Here is an 18,247-nt window from a genome sequence, read left to right on the forward strand (position 1 = left end):
CTCAGCGCCCGGCCGGCTCGACGCTGCTGCGCCAGGCATCGAGGAACTGGCGACGCTTGAGCGCGTCCAGGTACACCAGCAGGCCCGGGCCGAGCTGGATCGGGCGACGGCTGCGGCCGGGTGCATCGTCGCCCCGTGCGTTGCCGGTCACGATCGGCATCAGCCGCGCCTCGCGCGACAGCACCTGCTGGCCGCGTGGCGACAGCAGGTAGTCGAGGAAGCGCCGCGCTTCTTCGGGGTGCAGGCCGGTGCGCGGGATCACCGCGGTGCGCAGCACCACCAGCGTGTAGTCCTCAGGCTCGATGATGGCCAGTGGCGCGCCGGCATCGACACGTGCCTGCGCGTAGGAGCCGAGCACGTTGTAGACCAGCGACAGTTGGCCACTGGCCACCTGGTCCAGCAGCACGCCAGTACGCTCCTCGCGCACCACGTCGTTGTCGCCGAGCGCGCCCAGCAGCGCACCGGCGATGCTGCCGCGCTGCGCGTCCTGGGTCGCCAGCAGGTAGCCGACACTGCTGCGCTCGATGTCATAGGTGCCGACCCTGCCGCGCAGCGGTGCACCTTCCGCACGCAGCCGGTCGAGCAGCTGGCGGCGCGTGTGCGGCACCTTCGCCACCGGCAGTGCGCGGGTGTTGTAGACCATCACCACCGGCTCGTAGCTGATGCCGAATGCTTCGTTGCGCCATTGCGCCCACGCCGGCAGCGCGGCAGTCTGCGCCGAGCGGTGCGGCAGTGCGTGGCCATCGTTGACCAGCTTGGTCTGCAGGTCCATGCCGCTGGAGATCAGCAGGTCCGGTGATGCCGGCCCGCCGCGGTCGTGCAGGTACCGCGCGTACAGGTCCTGGGTGATGATGTCCTCGTACACCACTTCGGTGCCGGGGTGCAGGCGCTGGTAGTCGGCGATGACCACCGCGAACACTTCGATGTCGGTAGTGCCGTGGATGCGCAGCTGCGCCGTGGCCGCCCCCTTCGCAGGGAAGCGGCGCACGTCGCCCGGCGCGGCCAGCACCGGCAGGGCCAGCAGCAGGGCAACGGCCGTGGCAAACAGGCGGATCATGGACTGCTCCGTGGCAAGCGGATGGTGGCGATAAGCCCGCCCTGCGGGCGGTTGCTGAGGTCGATGCGGCCGCCATGGCTGTCGACCACGCGCTTGACGATGGCCAGGCCCAACCCGGCACCGCCAGATGGCGCGCCCTCGCCACGCGCGAAGCGCTCGAACACGCGCTCGGCATCGGCCGCAGCGATGCCAGCGCCATGGTCGGCGATGGTCAGCACGGCCTGCCCGCCCTCCACGGTCAACGCGATCTGCAACGGGCCATCACCGCCATACTTCATTGCGTTGTCCACCAGGTTCTTGATCGCCTCGCGCAGCAGCAGCGCGTCGCCATGCACCTGCACCGGCTCGGCGGTCATCGCCAACTGCACGCGCGGTGCCGGGCTTGCCTGCGGCAGCGCTTCATGCAACGCCTGGTGCACCGTCTCGGCCAGGTCCACCGCCGCAAAGCGCTGCAGGTGCGACCGATGGATCACGCTGGCATCGCTGAGCAGCTGGTTGAGCAGCCGGCTCATGTGCGTGGCGTTGCGCTCGATCGCCTGCAGGCTGCGCCGCATGTCCTCTGGATCATCGTCATCCAGCGCCAGCTGCGCCTGCGCGCGCAGCGCGGCCAGCGGCGTGCGCATCTGGTGTGCGGCCTCGGCCATGAACGCGCGCAGTGTCTCGTTGCTGCTGGACAGGCGTTCCATGAAGCGGTTCAGCGCCGCCACCATCTGGTCCATCTCGCGCGGCACGCGGGCATCCAGCGGCTTCAGGTCGGACGGTTCCCGTCGCGACAGCTCGCGCTCCACCCGCACCAGCGGCCGGAATGCGCGATGCACGCCGAACGCCACCAGCGCCAGCAGCAGCCCGGACAGCACGCCGATCGCCAGCAACGCGCGGTTGACCATGTCCTGCGCGACCGCTTCACGCGCACGCCGGGTCTGACCGACCTGGACCTGCACCTCGCCCTGCGCCGAGGCGGCGGCGAAGCTGCGGCTGACCACCACGAAGCGCACGGTCTCGCCGCTGTAGGTGGCATCGAACAGCTGCGGCTGGGTACCGGGCCGGTGCGGCGGTGCCGGCAGGTCACCGTAGCCGGTGATCAGGGTGCCGCGGCTGTCGGCCACGCGATAGAACACGCGGTCCTCGGGCGCCATCGCCAGCAGGTCCAGCGCCGCATACGGCAGATCCACCTGCCACTGTCCATCGACCAGCGCCACCGAATCGGCGATGGACAGCGCCGAGGACACCAGCAGGTGATCGTAGGAACGGTTGGCGGCACGCTGGCCGTAATCGCGTGCGGCGAACACAAGGGCCACCGCGAACACTGCCAGCAGCACGCCGAGATAGAGCAGCAGCGTGCGCCGCAGCGAACCCGGCGCCGCAGTCGCAGCGCGCACGTCAGCCATCGGCGTCGGCATCGGTATCGCTGGCTTCCAGCAGATAGCCAACGCCGCGCACCGTAGTGATGCGCAGCGGCGCGCCCGCCAGCTTCTTTCTCAGGCGGCCAACATACAACTCGATGGCATTCGGGCCCGCTTCGTCATCGAAACCGAACAGGCCGTTGCCGATCTCATCCTTGCCGACGACGTGGCCGAGGCGCCCGACCAGGATCTCCAGCAGGCGGTACTCACGGTTGGGCAGTTCGATCGGTTCGCCGTCGAGGCTGACCCGGTGCGCAGCGTTGTCGAACTGGAAGCCGCCGATCTGCACTACTTCGCTGGCCTGCCCGCGTGCACGCCGAAGCAGCACGCGGCAGCGCGCTTCGAACTCGCGGAAATCGAACGGCTTGCCGAGGTAGTCGTCGGCGCCGACGTCCAGCGCCTGCACGCGATCTTCAATGCCATCACGCGCGGTCAGCATCAGCACCGGCGTGCTGTCGCCGCGCTCGCGCATGCCGGCCAGCACGCGCAGGCCATCGAGCTTGGGCAGGCCGATGTCCAGCACCACCAGGTCGAAGCTCTGGTAGCGCAGCACGCTGGCGGCGGCCAGGCCATCAGCCTGCCAGTCCACGGCGTGCCCGCTACGGCGCATCCGGCGGATGATCGCATCGGCCAGATCCGGGTTGTCTTCGACCAGCAGCAGGCGCATGGGCACACGGGTGGGAGGGGAACCGAATGCTACCGCATGCCGCCGCCGAGCTCGCCGGGCACGGCGCGGCGAGATCGCCGGCACGCTTTTCGCTGCACCGCACAAACCGCTGACAGGACGATGACAGCTTGCCCGACCCAGACTGCGGCCGCGCACCGTCCGGTGCCCACGATTGCCGCGCGCCTGGCGCGCACCTGGGAGGGTTTGTGGAATTCACGTTTGCCTGGCGGCGTCCTGCCGCCATGATGGCGCTGGCTGCCCTGTCGGCGCCGGCCTACGCCGCCGAAGACGACCGTCCGGTCACCGCCACCCTCGGTGGTCGCCTGCACCTGGATTTCGCCACCTTCGACAACGACAACCGCGGTACCCCGAACAAGGACGACACCGAGATCCGCCGCGCGTGGCTTGATGTGTCGGGCAAGTTCTTCGTGGTCGACTACAAGCTGGAAGCCGACTTCTCCGGCGACCGCGTCGAGGCCAAGGACGTGTACCTGGCACGCAGCTTCGGCAAGGCCGGCAAGCTGACCGTGGGCCAGTTCAAGCAGTACTTCTCGCTGGATGACCGTACCAGCTCCAACTACGGCAGCTTCCTGGAGCGCGGCAACGCCGGCACCACGCTGGCGCCGCTGTATCGCCTGGGTGCGTCCTGGCAGGCCAATCCGGGTGACTTTACCTGGGCGGCCAGCATCTACAGCCTGGAGAGCATCGACGCCTGGCAGGTGAAGGGCCGCGCAGCGGGGGGGCGCGTCACCTGGGCGCCCTCGCCCAGCGACGGTGACGTGCTGCACCTGGGCCTGTCGCTGGCCCGCGAGGCCTACGACAACCCGGGTGCCAACGGCGTGCCCGGCCTGCGCATCCGCCCGCGCCCGGCCGGCCACCTGTCCGACAACAGCCGCCTGACCCTGGTCGACTTCTCCGCCGGCCGCGATACCGACGTCAACAAGTGGTCGCTGGAATACGCGCAGGTGCGCGGCCCGCTGTCATGGCAGGGCGAGTTCAGTGGCGCCACCTTCGATGATGGCCCCCAACGCGGCGACGTGATGGCGGCCTACGGCATGCTCAGCTGGTTCGTCACCGGCGAAAGCCGTGCCTACGACCGCAAGACCGGCCGCTTCGCACGGGTCAAGGACATCCGCCACAAGGCTGGGGCCTTCGAAGTGGCGCTGCGCTACGACCAGATGTGGGGCGCGCAGCACCTCGATGGCGCGCCGGACCTGCGCCGTGGCAGCACTGAAGCGTGGACGCTGGGTGGCAACTGGTACCTGCGCGACAACCTGCGCTTCATGCTCAACGTGATCGAAAGCCGCAATCGCGACCGCCTGGCCGGGGTCACGGTGGACCGCACGCGCGCGGTCACCGGCCGCCTGCAGTACGACTTCTAAGCCAGCTGTCCCGGGCAAACCGCCCGACCCCCTTCCACTCCCCCACATCCTGTTTTCGCAAGGAGTCCGCAGATGATGCTGAGCATCCTCGGCTTTGGCATGGTCATTACGTTCATGTACTTGATCATGAGCAAGCGGTTGTCGCCGCTGGTGGCCCTGATCACCATCCCCATCCTGTTCGCGCTGATCGGCGGCTTCGGCGCCGGCATCGACGAGATGATGCTGGAGGGCATCAAGAAGATCGCGCCGACCGGCGTGATGCTGATGTTCGCCATCCTCTACTTCGGGGTGATGATCGACGCCGGCCTGTTCGATCCGCTGGTACGGGTGATCCTGCGCTTCGTCAAGGGCGACCCGATGAAGATCGTGCTTGGCACTGCGGTGCTGGCGATGCTGATCTCGCTCGATGGCGACGGTTCGACCACCTACATGATCACCGTCTCGGCGATGCTGCCGCTGTACCAGCGCCTCGGCATGAACGCGCTGAACATGACCTGCGTGACCATCTTGGCCGGCGGCGTGATGAACCTGACCCCGTGGGGCGGCCCGACCGCACGCGCGGCCACCGCGCTGCACGTGGACCCGGCCGATGTGTTCGTGCCGCTGATCCCGTCGATGGTGATCGCCTGTGCCGGCGTGCTGCTGCTGGCCTGGTACCTGGGCCTGAAGGAACGCCGTCGCCTCGGCGTGGTGACCCTGCCCAAGGGCGGCAGCTGGATGGACAACAGCGTGTCCGATGACAACAACGCGCTGCCGTCGGTAGAGGACGCCGAAGACATCAAGCGGCCGAAGCTGCTGTGGGTGAACCTTGCGCTGACCGTAGCGCTGATGACCGCGCTGATCATCGGCGTGCTGCCGATGCCGGTGCTGTTCATGGTCGGCTTCGCCATCGCCCTGGTGATCAACTACCCGAACCTGGCCGAGCAGCGCCGCCGCGTGGTCAACCATGCCGGCAACGTGCTGTCGGTGGTGTCGCTGATCTTCGCCGCGGGCATCTTCACCGGCATCCTCAACAACACCGGCATGGTCGAAGCGATGTCGCACAGCTTCCTGGCGGTGATTCCGGAGTCGTGGGGCCCGTACCTGGCGGTGATCACCGCGGTGGCGTCGATGCCGTTCACCTTCTTCATGTCCAACGACGCGTTCTACTTCGGCGTGCTGCCGATCCTGTCCGAGGCCGCCGGCAACTACGGCATCACCCCGGTGGAAATGGCGCGCGCCTCGCTGGCCGGCCAGCCGGTGCACCTGCTCAGCCCGCTGGTGCCGTCGACCTACCTGCTGGTGGGCCTGGCCAAGGTCGAGTTCGCCGACCACCAGAAGTTCACCCTGAAGTGGGCCATCGCCATCTCGATGCTGCTGATGATCGGCAGCCTGCTGTTCGGCCTGTACCCCCTCGCCGCCTGACCCTTTGCCTAGGAGCCTTCTGCAATGACGCTTCGAATCGCTTACGTCACCAGTGGAATGGGCAGTGTCGGTACTGCCATCTGCCAGAGCCTGGCCCGCAGCGGCCACACCGTGGTCGCCGGCTGCGCGCCCAATTCGCCGCGCAAGGCCAACTGGCTGCGCGAGCAGCGCGAACAGGGCTTCGACTTCATCGCCTCCGAAGGCAACGCCACCGACTGGGCCTCGACCAGCGCCGCGTTCGCCAAGGTCCGTGCAGAAGTCGGCGAGGTGGACGTGCTGGTCAACAACTCCGGTGGCAGCCGCGACCTGCTGTTCCGGCAGATGACGGTGGAAGACTGGAACGCGGTGATCGCCTCCAATCTCAATGCGCTGTTCAACCTGACCAAGCAGGTGGTCGACGGCATGGCCACGCGGGGCTGGGGCCGCATCATCAATATCGGCTCGGTCAGCGCCCACAAGGGCCAGATCGGCCAGGTGAACTACGCCACCGCCAAGGCCGCGATGCACGGTTTCAGCCGTGCGCTGGCCGCTGAAGTGGCCTCGCGCGGCGTCACCGTCAACACGCTGTCGCCGGGCTACATCGCCAGCCAGGCGATCAGCAGCTTCCCGCCGGATGTGCTGGACCGGCTGGCGGCGTCGGTACCGGTGCGTCGCCTGGGTCGCCCCGAGGAAGTGGCCGGCCTGTGCGCGTGGCTGGCCTCGGATGAAGCCTCGTACGTGACCGGTGCCGACTATCCGGTCAACGGTGGCCTGTACATGGGTTGAGCCCTCCCCCACGGAGTGTGCGGGGCCGGTGAACCTTCGCTCGCGAGGAGGATCCGGCCCTTTTTTTATCTGGTTGCAGGACGCGCACGGGGCCTGCATCGTTCGTTGGTTTTTCGTAAAGAAGGTTTCATGTTCCGTTCGCATAGTGGGCCTGCACCGCGCACGCGTGCCGGTGATCACTCCCCATGCAACGGACCACCATGCAGACCCGACACCTGACGATCGCCGTAGCGATCGCGCTCTCCGCCGCCGCCAGCGCCCATGCCGCCACCGCCGCCGATACCGGCGCCAGCACCGATGCCGCGCTGAGCGCGCAGACGCTGGACACCGTCTCCGTGATCGGCCAGGGCGAGACCCGCCAGGTGCAGCGCATCACTGCCGTGGACAAGCAGGTGCTGCCGCCGGGCACCAGTGGCCAGAAAATCCTCGACCGCCTGCCGGGCGTGTCGGTGCAGTCCAACGATGCCTTCGGCGCGAACGAAGAATCGCAGACCATCAGCCTGCGCGGCTTCGACAAGAGCCGCCTCGGCTATACGTTGGACGGCATCCCGCTGGGCGACAACAGCTACGGCAACTACAACGGCCTGAGCATTGCCCGCGCGATCATCGCCGAGAACCTGGCCGGCGCAGAGTTGTCGCAGGGCATCGGCTCGCTGGGCGTGGCGTCGACGAGCAACCTGGGCGGCACCATCCAGTACTTCTCGATGGACCCGTCCACCGAATTCGGTGGACGCGCCAGCGTCACCGTGGGTGACAACAACCAGCGTCGCGGCTACCTGCGCGTGGATACAGGCGACATCAATGGTTTCTCGGCCTACGTGTCCGGCGTGCACCAGGACCAGGACATGTGGGCCGCGCCGTACCAGAACCAGACCACCCGCCAGTTCAACGCCAAGGCCGTGTGGAACGTCGGCGACCACCGCTTCGGTGCGTTCGTGGCCACCTCGCGCGCCAGCCAGGCCAACTATGCCTACCTGTCCAAGGACATGCTGGCACGCGGACTGGGGTATGACTGGAACATCTACGCGCCGGACTGGGATCGCGCCGTCGCCGCCGCGTACTGCGCGCCGGGCACCTACAACAAGGCGCGCTGCAAGTTCAGCGGCGGCGTCAACAGCATCGACGATGCCTACTACCAGAGCCGTGCACTGCGCGACGACAATCTGTATTCGGTCGATGCCGACCTGCGCCTGGGCGAGCAGGGCCGCCTGAAGCTGCTGGCCTACCACCACGACAACCGTGGCCAGGGCCACTGGTGGGCACCGGGCCAGCCGTCCTACCCGGGCACCGACAGGATGCTGCCGATTTCGATCCGCAGCACCAATTACACGATCAACCGCGATGGTCTGACCGCCGCGCTGTCGTGGACGGTGGGTATCCACGAGCTGGAAGCCGGCCTGTGGTACGAGCAGAACGACCATAACGTGTCGCGCAACTTCTACTACATCAGCGGCCCGTTCCTGGACGACCTGTACCTGAAGAACCCGGACCGCCTGCTGTTCAACCAGGACTTCGACATCCGCACGCGCCAGTTCTACGTGCAGGACCGCATGCGCTTCCTCGACCAGCGCCTGACCGTCGACGTGGGCATCAAGAGCCCGAACACCCGCATGCGCGCCACCGCCCAGCCGGGCGTGGAAACCAGCATCGCCTCGGGCACGCTGACCGCCAAGAAGTCGGTGCTGCCGCAGGTGGGCCTGGGCTTCAAGCTCAACGCCAACAATGAGCTGTTCGCCTCGTACGCCGAGAACATCGCCGCCTTCGTCGGCGGCGGCAGCGGTGGCCCGTTGCAGGTGTCGCCGGAATCGTTCGCGGCCAGCGCCGGGCTGGAACCGGAGAAGTCCAAGAGCCTGGAAGCCGGCTTCCGTACCTTCGGCGAGAAGTACCAGGCGTCGATCGCGGCCTACAACGTGAAGTTCGACAACCGCCTGCTGTCGCTGAACCCGTGCTCGAGCATCGAGGTCGGCACGCGTCCGGAGTGCGTGACGCGCTTCATCAACGTCGGTTCGGTGAAGAGCCATGGTGCGGAGCTGACCTTCATCCTCAAGCCGATCGACGGCCTGCAGTGGTACAACGCGCTGTCCTGGAACAAGACCACCTACGAGGATGACTACACCTCGGGCGGCGCGATCGTGCCGGTGGCGGGCAAGATCACGGTGGATACGCCGCAGCGCATGGCCTCCAGCGAAATCAGCTGGAACCGCGATGGCTTCTTCGCCAGCCTGCGTGCCAAGTACACCGGCAAGCGCTACTACACCTACACCAACGACCAGTCGGTGCCGGGCGTGACCACCTTCGACGCTGGTGCAGGCTACGACTTCGGCCCCGGCCTGGGCCTGCGCAACGTGCGGGTGTCGTTGAACGCGACCAACCTGACCAACAAGCGCTACGCCGGCCAGCTGAGTTCGTTCGCACCGACCGATCCGAAGGGCACGCGCTATGCGATCCATGCGAGCGCGCCGCGGCAGCTGTTCATGACGGTGGCGGCGGAGTTCTAAGTCAGAAGCGGGCGCTGCGGCGCGTTGATTGTTCCTGCATGGCGCGGGTAGGCAGGCCCATGCAGGACACCCCGTAAACCCATCCATGGGGGCTCGATCGGCGCATCCATGCGCCTCACGGTCCTGCATGGGCCTGCCTACCCCCGCTGGACACTTCCCCGCGCCGGCGCGGAGGCAATGGAAAGCAAGAGCAAAATCAAAGAGCCGGGCAATGCCCGGCTTTTTGCTTTTCAAGCGCAATCCCTCTGGTGGACCTGCTACCGCGCCCGCAGGAATCTGTCTGGAGGAGGCGGGGCACCCTGGCCAGGACCGTTGGCGCCATGGATGGCGCCATCGAGCACCATGGATGGGCTTTTGCGTGTCCTGGCCAGGGTGCCCCGCCTCCTCCCCACCGATAGCAGGCAGGCGCTGGAGGATCCGCCAACGCCTTTCATTCCGGCGCCAGCTGGTCCATCCGTATCCGGTTGGCAAACAGCGAGAACGCCAGCATGCCGGCCAGGCCGTTCGCCCGGCTCACCCAATGCGGCAGCCAGCGCGGCGGCTTCAGCACACCCGCTTCGAACAGTGGCGCGAACGCAATCGCATCGGTCAGGCTCATCTTGCCGGCAAACAACCAGCGGCAGACCTGCAGGCGGTCCTCGGCCAGCATGTGCCGGAAGAACGTATGCACCGACACCAGGCCGCGCAGGTACACCGTGTCCTTGGTGAAGGCCAGGCCGCCGCTCGGTGGCACGCCGCGGAACACGCGCTGCGCCGAGGCGAAGCTCTCTTCCGGGTTCTGCCCGGCATCGCAGAAATAGCGGAACACTTCGATGAAGTCGGCGCCTTCGCGTGCCATCGCGATCGCTTCGGTACGCAGGCTGATGCGCTTGAGGCGCTCGATGTCGATGCTGCCGGTGATCTGCTCGGCAAACGTCGCCAGCCCTTCCTGGGTTGCCGTCACCCGTGGCGAGGACAACGCCAGGCTGGGCAACACCGGTTGTTCGCGGCCGTTCAATGCGGTCAGCGAGTGCACCAGCGCTTCATGGTGGAACAGCTGCGCGCGGTCATAGGCGCTGAAGCGCGCACTGGTACGCAGACGGATGCGGGTCGGGCCGGCAGCCGCCTTGGACACCAGCTCCGGGTCCAGCTGTACCTGGATGATGCGCGATTCGAAGAAAGCATCCAGGTCGTTCTGCAACTGCAGTTGCAGGGCAATGGCCGAGACCGGCACCTGCTCTTCCGGTGCCAGCAGTTCGTGGTCCAGTTCGGCGGCAATCTGGATGAAGTGGCGCGCCGCGTCGCGCGTGCTCGGGCCATTGCCCGGCAGTGGCTGCTCGGGCGCGCCGAACAGCTGCACCGAACAGGTATCGACGGCGGCGGTGCCCAGCCCCTCAAGCAGCTGCGCGGCCAGGTCCCAGCTCTGTGCCGACTGCCGCACGTAGTGGCCCAGCGGATGGCTGTCATCGCAGTCGGCAGCGATCGCGGCCAGGGCGCGGCGCTCTTCGCTGAAGTCGAGCCGAGGGTAATCCACCTTCGGCAGCACCGGCTGGCCACGTGCCACGCTGTCCAGGAACGGTGCCTGCAGCGTGGCCGGCCAACTGGTCAGCCCCAGCAGGCGGATGCCTCCCACGGCCTCGACCAGGCGCGCATCGAGCGCTGCATGGTGGGCCACCTCACGGTCCAGCGTCGCGGTCGGTTCCATGCGCGGACTATAGCGCCCTGCCGTATCCGGCGCAGTGCGCCGCCGCCCGAGCATTGGCTCGGGCGCTACAAGGTGTGCCGGGATACAACCGTTGTAGAGCCGAGCCCACGCTCGGCTGCACTGTCAGCGCCGACGCGGCTTGGCGGCCGGGCGGAATTGCTGGCCCTTGCCCTTCTTGCCGCCACGTTCCTGCGCGGTCTCGGCCTGGCGTACCGCCAGTTTGGCGGCAGCGGCAGCCACTTCTTCCTTCAGCTTGAAGTAGTTCAGCAGCCGGCTCTCTTCGATCTCGCCAGCGTCGATCGCTGCACGAACAGCGCAGCCCGGTTCCTGCTGATGCTTGCAGTCGTTGAAACGGCACTGCGTGGCCAGCGCTTCGATGTCGGCGAAGCCACCTTCGGACAGCGTTTCTTCGCCGGTCGGCTTCAGCTCGCGCATGCCGGGGGTGTCGATCAGGCAGGCGCCCATCGGCAGCGGCATCAGCGCGCGATGGGTGGTGGTGTGGCGGCCGCGCGAATCGTTCGCGCGCACCGCGTTGGTCTTCATCCGCTGCTCGCCGAGCAGGGTGTTGGTCAGCGTGGATTTGCCGGCACCGGAGGAACCGACCAGCACCACGGTGCGGCCCGGGCCCAGCCACGGTTGCAGCACCGCCACGCTGTCGGCATCCAGGCCGTTGATCGCATGCAGCGCGATGCCCTGCATCTCCAGCTCTTCCAGCACCGCCAGCGCATCCTCGCTGTACTCGGTCTGGTCGGCCTTGGTCAGCACCACCACCGGTTCTGCACCACCACCGCCGACCAGCAGCAGGTAGCGCTCGATGCGGCGCGGATTGAAGTCGGCATCCAGGCCACAGACGATGAACACCGTGTCGATGTTGGCCGCGATCACCTGCTGGTGGTAGTGCTCGCCGGCGGCGCCACGCTTGATCGCGGTGCGGCGTGGCAGCAGCGCGACAATGCGGATGCCGTCCAGCAGCACCCAGTCGCCCACTGCAGGCCGCTCGTGGCTGGGGAAGCGCGGGCGCTGCCATTCCGGCAGTGACTCGGCCTTGATCGCCGCATCCGGGCCATCGGCCACCACGTAGTGGGTGCGGTGCTGTTCGATCACCCGCGCCGGGCGGGCCTGCGGGTGTGCGGCCATCACGGCCTGCCAGTCGGCCTGCTGCGCCGGGCCCGGCCAGGGCCAGCCGATGGTCTGCAGGGCGATGAAATCGGGGGTCTGGGTCATCGCCGCCATTCTACCTGTGACGGCCCCCGGCCAGCCCAGCAATGGCAAGCCCGGAGCCGTTGCCATGCATTGCAGCAATTCCGGTAGGATGGAATCCCCATGCCTCTTGACGGCCCAGCCTCATGTCCACCATCTCGCCCAAGCCCCTGGCCATCCGCGAGCGCCTTTCCGAAGTGCGCTACGAGATCCGCGGAGAACTGGCCCGGCGAGCGCGGGAGCTGGAGGCGCAGGGCCGCAAGCTGATCAAGCTCAACATCGGCAACCCGGGCAACTTCGGTTTCCGCGCACCCGAGCACCTGCAGCGCGCGATCGCCGACGACATGGGCCGCACCGACCCGTACACCCACCAGCAGGGCCTGCCGGTGGCGCGTGAAGCCATCGCCGATTACTACGCCCGCCGCGGCGCACCGGATGCACACCCGGACCGCGTGTTCGTCGGCAACGGTGTCAGCGAGCTGATCGACCTGTCGCTGCGCGCACTGCTCAATCCCGGCGATGAGGTGCTGGTGCCGTCGCCGGACTACCCGCTGTGGTCGGCCTCGACCATCCTCAACGATGGCCGACCGGTGTACTACCGCTGCGCCGCCGAAAACGGCTTCCAGCCGGACCCGAGCGAGATCGAGACACTGGTGTCGTCACGCACCCGCGCCATCGTGCTGATCAACCCGAACAATCCCAGCGGCGCCAGCTACCCGCGCGAACTGCTGGAGCGCGTGGTCGAGATCGCACGACGCCACAACCTGCTGTTGCTGGTCGACGAGATCTACGACCAGATCCTGTACGACGATGCGGTGTTCCAGCCGGTCGCGCCGCTGGCCGGCGACCATCCGTGCCTGACCTTCAGCGGCCTGAGCAAGGTGCACCGTGCCTGCGGCTGGCGCGTGGGCTGGGCCCACCTCAGCGGCGACGACGCGCGCCTGGGCGACTTCCGCGCCGCGCTGGACCTGCTGGGCGCGCTGCGCCTGTGCGCCAACGTGCCGGGCCAGTACGCCATCGAGGCCGCAGTGAACGGCCCGGACACCATCTCCGAACTGTGCACCCCGGGCGGCCGCCTGTATGAAACCCGCCGCGCGGTGATCGACGCCTGCGAAGCCAGCGAGCACCTGTCGCTGGTCGCGCCGGCCGGTGCGCTGTATGCGTTCCCGGCCGTGGTCGGTGCCGCTGCCAAGGGCTTTGACGACCACGACTTCGCGCTGGACCTGATGAACAACGAGGGCGTGCTGGTGGTACCGGGTTCCAGCTTCAACGTGCCCTACCGCCATCATTTCCGCGTGACCCTGTTGCCGGAAGCCTCGGCGATGCGCGATGTGTTCGCCCGCATCGACCGCGTGCTGGCCCGGCGTGCCGAGGACGCGACCAAGGTCGTGCCGCTGAAGCCGCGCCGTTCGGTGGCCTGAGCGGTGGCGCTGTCCTACCTGGCGCTGGGCGACTCGTACACCGTCGGAGAAGCCGTTGCCGTCGACGGTCGCTGGCCGCACCAGCTGGCCGCCGCCCTGCGTGCGCAGGATGTGGCGCTGGCCGACCCACAGACCATCGCCACCACCGGCTGGACCACCGACGAGCTGGACGCCGGCATTGATGCAGCCGCACCCCAGGGCCCGTTCGATTTCGTCAGCCTGCTGATCGGCGTCAACAACCAGTACCGCGGCCGGCCGCTGGACGAGTACCGCGTACAGTTCCAGGCCCTGCTGCAGCGGGCGATCGGCTTTGCCGGTGACCGCCCCGGGCGTGTGCTGGTGCTGTCCTTCCCCGACTGGGGCGCGACGCCGTTCGGTGCCGGCAGCGGCCGCGACCTGGCCACCATCGAGATCGAGACCGACGAGTTCAACGCAGCTGCCGAGGTGATCAGCGCCCAGCAGGGCGTGGCCTTCGTCGACATCACCGACATCAGCCGTGACCAGGGCGGCAACCCGGCAATGATCGCCGAAGACGGCCTGCACCCGTCGGCGCGGATGTACGCACTGTGGAGCGCGCGCGCGCTGCCGGTCGCCGCACACCTGCTCGGTGCAACGGACTGACACGATGGATGGTACGCCACGGAACGGCCCGCCCCTGCCCTGCACACCGCTGACCGCCCCGCAGGCCCGCGCGATCGCCGAAGCGTTCCGCCCGGCACGGGCCTGGGGCAGCCGTCGCGACTACTACTACACCCGCGGCAAGCTCGGCAGCGACCCGCTGTATGACGGCGTGCTGCAGCATCTGCCCGACGACGGGCAACCACTGCTGGACCTGGGCTGCGGGCTGGGCCTGTTCGCCCATGTGCTGCGCCAGCGCGGCGGCACCCACCCCTACCTCGGCGTGGACGTGGATGCCGGCAAGATCATCCGTGCCCAGCGTGCCGCCACCGGCCTGCACGCTGTGCGCTTCGACTGCCTGGACGTGCAGGCGCCACTGCCGGCTCAGCCTGGACACGTCCTGTTGCTGGATGTGCTGCAGTACCTGGACGCGGGCCCACAACTGGCATTGCTGCGTGCGGCCAGCGCGCGGGTGGCCGCCGGCGGCCGCCTGCTGCTGCGCACGCCGCTGGCCACCGGCGATGGTCGCGACCGCACCACGCGGGTGGCGGACCGGCTGGCCTGGCTGGTCGGCTGGATGGGCACGCGGCCGCGCCACTACCCCGACCCGCACGTGCTGCAAGCGACACTGGCCGAGGCCGGATTGCAGGTGACGGCGCCGCGTCCCCTGCATGGGCGCACGCCGTTCAACAGCTGGTTGCTGGTGGCCGAACGCCCCGCGCTGTGATGGCGGGCCCCTCCGGTGCTGCGCACTGCCCGAGCATCGGCTCGGGCGCTACAGTAGCGCGCCCCTTGTAGAGCCGAGCCCATGCTCGGCTGCTCTACATCACCAGGGCCGGCGTTATGGGGCCGGCAGCCGCGCTTTCAGCCCGCGCTCGTCCAGTGCCTGCAGCACGCCCTCGATGATCACCAGATTGTGGCCGTGGGCGGCCCCCTCATGCAGCAGCACGATGGCCCCCGGGCGCAGATCCGGCAGCAGGCGGTCGAGCACCCCCTGCGCCGTGCAACCGATACCGTCGAAGCCGCGCGCGCTCCAGCCGACCCGGACCAGGCCCAGCCGCTGCAGCACCGGCGCCACGAACGGATTGGTCATGCCCACCACCGAGCGGTACCAGCGCACCGGGCGACCGCCTACCGCCTGCAGCGCGTGCTGGCAGCCCTCGATCTCGGCACGCATCGCCGCCGGGCCCAGCCGCCAGAAGCGCGCCTGCGGATGGCTGTGGCTGTGGTTGCCCAGGTCGTGGCCGCGGCGCAGGATCTCCTGCACCAGTTCCGGCTGCGCCAGCGCGCGCTCGCCCACCAGGAAAAAGGTGGCATGGGCCTGGTGGCGGTCCAGCAGATCGAGCACGGCACGGGTTTCCGGGCCAGGACCGTCATCAATGGTCAACCAGACGCTGTTGCCGGGATCAGGCATCCGGCTCAGCACCGGCGCATAGAAGCGGCTGTTGGGCAGGAACACCGGCACCATGAACAGTGCGTGGCTGGCCACCATCAGCGGCAGCCCCCAGTGCCAGCCCGCCAGGGCCCAGACCAGGATCACCAGCAGCTGCGACGCCACCAGCCAGGGCAGCCAGCGCCAGGGCCGGGTCGGGATGCGATGCAATGTTCCTGCGTTGCTCATCCCCCATGATGCCATGAGGGGTAGAATCGATGGTTCGAATTCCCGGAACCCCGACGTCCATGTCCCTCGATCCCGCCCTGCGTTCGCGCATCGAATCCATCCTCAACGCCAACCGCGTCGTGCTGTTCATGAAGGGCCAGCCGTCGATGCCGCAGTGCGGTTTCTCGGCCAAGGCCGTGGGCGCCCTGCAGGACCTGGGCGTCGAGTTCGCCCACGTCAACGTGCTGGCCGACCAGGAAATCCGTGAAGGCATCAAGGCCTATGGCGACTGGCCGACCATCCCGCAGCTGTACATCGACGGCGAACTGGTCGGCGGCAGCGACATCGTGCTGCAGATGGCCGCCAGCGGCGAGCTGAGCAGCGTCCTGGGCCTGGCCGCGCCGGACCGTACCCCGCCGAGCATCACCGTCACCCCGGCGGCCGTGGAAATGCTCAAGGGCGCGCTGGCCGATGCCCCGGGCGCGGCCCTGCAGCTGTCCATCGACGCCGGTTTCCAGCCGAACTTCCAGCTGGCCCCGCACGACGAAGGCGCCATCGCCGCCGAGTCCAACGGCCTGCGCGTGCAGTTCGACCTGGCCAGCGCCCGTCGCGCCAACGGCATCACCATCGACTGGGTGGACGACATCCGCGGCAAGGGCCTGGCCATCGACAACCCGAATGCGCCCAAGCCGGTGCAGGAAATCAGCGTGCGCGATGCCGACGACCTGGTGCGTGCCGGCAACATCACCCTGGTCGACGTGCGCCCGGCCGACGAACGTGAAATCGCCGCCGTCGGCGTGCCGTTCAAGACCTTCGACGGCAACGGCCGTGCCGCGCTGGAAGCCCTGCCGAAGGACACCGCACTGGCCTTCATGTGCCACCACGGTGGCCGCAGCGCGCAGGCTGCCGAGCAGTTCCGCGCACTGGGCTTCACCAAGGTGTTCAACGTCACCGGCGGCATCAACGCCTGGTCGGAAGACGTCGACAACGGCGTGCCGAAGTACTGATTGACGGCGCGGGGTCAGAGCCCTTTCCTGCGGAAAGCGGATCTGACCCCCGAGAAAAGGGGACGGAGGGGATTAAGTCGTTTATGCCACAAACGACTTAATCCCCTCCGTCCCCTTTTCTCAGCCGGCGAATCCGCCTTCGGCCAGGTAGTCCAGTTCCTCCGGCGAGGGAATGCGCCCCAGCACGGCGTTGCGGTGCGGGAAACGGCCGAAGCGGCGGATGATGTCGCGGTGCAGCTCGGCGTACTGCAGGTATTCCTTGTCGCCCAGCACATCGAACATCGCCACCGAACGGTCCTGGTCCAACGGGTCCTCGGAGTGCTCGAACGGCAGGTAGATGAAGGCGCGCAGCTTCGGCACCAGCTGCAGGTCCAGGCCTTCCTCGATGGCGCGCATGGCGTAGTGCCGGGCCAGGCCATCGGTGGCATAGGAATGGGCAGTACCGCGGAAGCAGTTGCGCGGGAACTGGTCCAGCAGCAGCATCAGCGCCAGTGCGCCCTCGGCACTGCCCAGCCAGTGTTCACGCCCGCGCGAAGCGGCGGCGAAATGCTCATCCAGGAACAACTGGCGGAACTGCGCGTCGAACGCATCATCGCGGGCGAACCACTTCGCAGGGCCCGCCTCTTTCCAGAATTCCACCACTTGCGCGGCAACGTCCATCACCTACTCCCCAGGGCCGGCGCGCCGCGCCAGGCCATCATCATCATTCGTCGAAGCGCAGGTGGCGGACCGACTTGCCGTTGCGCCGGATAAGCTTAAGCGCCTCGATACCGATCTGGATATGGTTTTCCACGAACTGGGAGCTGACCTTGGCATCGGAGGCCTCGGTCTTGACCCCGTCGGGGATCATCGGCTGGTCCGAGACCAGCAGCAGCGCGCCACTGGGAATGTGGTTGGCGAAACCGGCCGCGAACACGGTGGCGGTTTCCATGTCGATGGCCATGCAGCGCATCGCCCGCAGCCGCTCCTTGAAGGCCTCGTCGTGCTCCCAGACCCGGCGGTTGGTGGTGTAGACGGTACCGGTCCAGTAGTCGTGGCCGAGGTCGCGGATCATGGTCGAGACTGCACGCTGCAGCGCAAACGCCGGCAAGGCTGGCACTTCCGGCGGCAGGTAGTCGCCCGACGTACCCTCGCCGCGGATCGCCGCGATCGGCAGCACCAGGTCACCCAGCTGGTTCTTGCGCTTGAGGCCACCGCACTTGCCCAGGAACAGCACCGCCTTGGGCATCACCGCCGACAGCAGGTCCATGATGATGGCGGCATTGGGGCTGCCCATGCCGAAGTTGATCATGGTGATGCCATCGATGGTGGCGCTGGCCATCGGCCGGTCAAGGCCGATGATGGGCGCACCGGTCAGCTCGGAAAAGGTGTGCAGGTAGCCGCCGAAGTTGGTCAGCAGGATGTGCTGGCCGAACTGGTCCAGCGGCACGCCGGTGTAGCGCGGCAGCCAGTTGTCGACGATTTCCTGCTTGCTCTTCATGGGCGGTCCGGTACGGCGTGGGGGCCGCCATTGTAGGCGTGCACAGGCCAACCCACACCTG

The 18,247-nt window shown here is 67.8% G+C and carries 16 protein-coding genes; 8 read left to right on the plus strand and 8 right to left on the minus strand.

Going from position 1 to position 18,247, the window contains the following annotated elements; translation table 11 throughout:
• Position 1: 1 nt before the first annotated feature.
• Genes ACMGRF_RS15030 through ACMGRF_RS15040 form a run of 3 tightly spaced genes read right to left on the minus strand, consistent with a single transcriptional unit; the run spans position 2 to position 3,127 of the window.
• Positions 2–1,057 carry an ABC transporter substrate-binding protein gene (locus tag ACMGRF_RS15030; protein ID WP_049415307.1) on the minus strand — a complete coding sequence of 352 codons (1,056 nt, stop codon included), beginning with the start codon at positions 1,055–1,057 and terminating at the stop codon, positions 2–4.
• Positions 1,054–2,445: a sensor histidine kinase gene (locus ACMGRF_RS15035; protein WP_100479119.1), complete on the minus strand. Its 1,392-nt coding sequence runs from the start codon at positions 2,443–2,445 to the stop codon at positions 1,054–1,056. Before ACMGRF_RS15035 ends, ACMGRF_RS15030 begins: the two co-directional genes overlap by 4 nt.
• The gene (locus ACMGRF_RS15040) at positions 2,438–3,127 is read right to left on the minus strand and encodes a response regulator (protein ID WP_049415305.1); all 690 of its coding nucleotides are present in this window, start codon (positions 3,125–3,127) and stop codon (positions 2,438–2,440) included. Before ACMGRF_RS15040 ends, ACMGRF_RS15035 begins: the two co-directional genes overlap by 8 nt.
• A gap of 242 nt (positions 3,128–3,369) precedes the next feature.
• Here ACMGRF_RS15040 and ACMGRF_RS15045 point away from each other — a divergent pair, with 242 nt between their 5' ends.
• The 4 genes from ACMGRF_RS15045 to ACMGRF_RS15060 all read left to right on the plus strand — a co-directional run bounded on the left by ACMGRF_RS15045 (position 3,370) and on the right by ACMGRF_RS15060 (position 9,176).
• Positions 3,370–4,509 carry an OprO/OprP family phosphate-selective porin gene (locus ACMGRF_RS15045; RefSeq protein ID WP_049415302.1) on the plus strand — a complete coding sequence of 380 codons (1,140 nt, stop codon included), beginning with the start codon at positions 3,370–3,372 and terminating at the stop codon, positions 4,507–4,509.
• A gap of 75 nt (positions 4,510–4,584) precedes the next feature.
• Entirely contained in the window at positions 4,585–5,913 is a 1,329-nt protein-coding gene (locus ACMGRF_RS15050; RefSeq protein ID WP_049415311.1) for a CitMHS family transporter, read from the plus strand.
• A gap of 24 nt (positions 5,914–5,937) precedes the next feature.
• Positions 5,938–6,678, plus strand: a complete 741-nt coding sequence (gene phbB, locus ACMGRF_RS15055) for an acetoacetyl-CoA reductase (protein ID WP_005419193.1) — start codon at positions 5,938–5,940, stop codon at positions 6,676–6,678.
• Positions 6,679–6,878: 200 nt separating this feature from the next.
• The gene (locus ACMGRF_RS15060) at positions 6,879–9,176 is read left to right on the plus strand and encodes a TonB-dependent receptor (RefSeq protein ID WP_049415298.1); all 2,298 of its coding nucleotides are present in this window, start codon (positions 6,879–6,881) and stop codon (positions 9,174–9,176) included.
• 430 nt (positions 9,177–9,606) lie between these two features.
• Here ACMGRF_RS15060 and ACMGRF_RS15065 read toward each other — a convergent pair whose 3' ends face one another.
• Positions 9,607–10,860: a flavohemoglobin expression-modulating QEGLA motif protein gene (locus ACMGRF_RS15065; RefSeq protein WP_049415295.1), complete on the minus strand. Its 1,254-nt coding sequence runs from the start codon at positions 10,858–10,860 to the stop codon at positions 9,607–9,609.
• A gap of 123 nt (positions 10,861–10,983) precedes the next feature.
• On the minus strand, positions 10,984–12,093 hold the full coding sequence (rsgA, locus tag ACMGRF_RS15070; protein ID WP_049438372.1) for a ribosome small subunit-dependent GTPase A: 1,110 nt from the start codon (positions 12,091–12,093) through the stop codon (positions 10,984–10,986).
• A 113-nt stretch (positions 12,094–12,206) separates the two neighbouring features.
• Between rsgA and ACMGRF_RS15075 the strand changes: the two genes are divergently transcribed.
• From ACMGRF_RS15075 to ACMGRF_RS15085, 3 genes are read left to right on the plus strand one after another with little or no spacing between them, the layout of a single operon-like run.
• Positions 12,207–13,481, plus strand: a complete 1,275-nt coding sequence (locus tag ACMGRF_RS15075) for a pyridoxal phosphate-dependent aminotransferase (RefSeq protein ID WP_049438373.1) — start codon at positions 12,207–12,209, stop codon at positions 13,479–13,481.
• Positions 13,482–13,484: 3 nt separating this feature from the next.
• The gene (locus ACMGRF_RS15080) at positions 13,485–14,102 is read left to right on the plus strand and encodes an SGNH/GDSL hydrolase family protein (RefSeq protein WP_049415289.1); all 618 of its coding nucleotides are present in this window, start codon (positions 13,485–13,487) and stop codon (positions 14,100–14,102) included.
• A gap of 4 nt (positions 14,103–14,106) precedes the next feature.
• On the plus strand, positions 14,107–14,826 hold the full coding sequence (locus ACMGRF_RS15085; RefSeq protein WP_049415286.1) for a class I SAM-dependent methyltransferase: 720 nt from the start codon (positions 14,107–14,109) through the stop codon (positions 14,824–14,826).
• A 114-nt stretch (positions 14,827–14,940) separates the two neighbouring features.
• On the opposite strand, the gene ACMGRF_RS15090 is transcribed toward ACMGRF_RS15085, so the two are convergent.
• Positions 14,941–15,720: a polysaccharide deacetylase family protein gene (locus tag ACMGRF_RS15090; RefSeq protein WP_049415284.1), complete on the minus strand. Its 780-nt coding sequence runs from the start codon at positions 15,718–15,720 to the stop codon at positions 14,941–14,943.
• 59 nt (positions 15,721–15,779) lie between these two features.
• On the opposite strand from ACMGRF_RS15090, the gene grxD reads away from it, so the two are divergent.
• Positions 15,780–16,706 carry a Grx4 family monothiol glutaredoxin gene (gene grxD, locus ACMGRF_RS15095; RefSeq protein ID WP_032956577.1) on the plus strand — a complete coding sequence of 309 codons (927 nt, stop codon included), beginning with the start codon at positions 15,780–15,782 and terminating at the stop codon, positions 16,704–16,706.
• Between the two features lie 120 nt (positions 16,707–16,826).
• Here grxD and ACMGRF_RS15100 read toward each other — a convergent pair whose 3' ends face one another.
• Both ACMGRF_RS15100 and ACMGRF_RS15105 read right to left on the minus strand, forming a co-directional pair.
• Positions 16,827–17,366: a DUF924 family protein gene (locus tag ACMGRF_RS15100; RefSeq protein WP_049415281.1), complete on the minus strand. Its 540-nt coding sequence runs from the start codon at positions 17,364–17,366 to the stop codon at positions 16,827–16,829.
• 43 nt (positions 17,367–17,409) lie between these two features.
• Complete coding sequence (locus ACMGRF_RS15105) at positions 17,410–18,186, minus strand: AMP nucleosidase (protein WP_049415280.1); 777 nt, start codon at positions 18,184–18,186, stop codon at positions 17,410–17,412.
• Positions 18,187–18,247: the final 61 nt, after the last annotated feature.

Origin of the sequence: Stenotrophomonas sp. EMP41, assembly GCF_047495535.1 — a bacterium.
Taxonomy (GTDB): Bacteria; Pseudomonadota; Gammaproteobacteria; order Xanthomonadales; family Xanthomonadaceae; genus Stenotrophomonas; species Stenotrophomonas sepilia.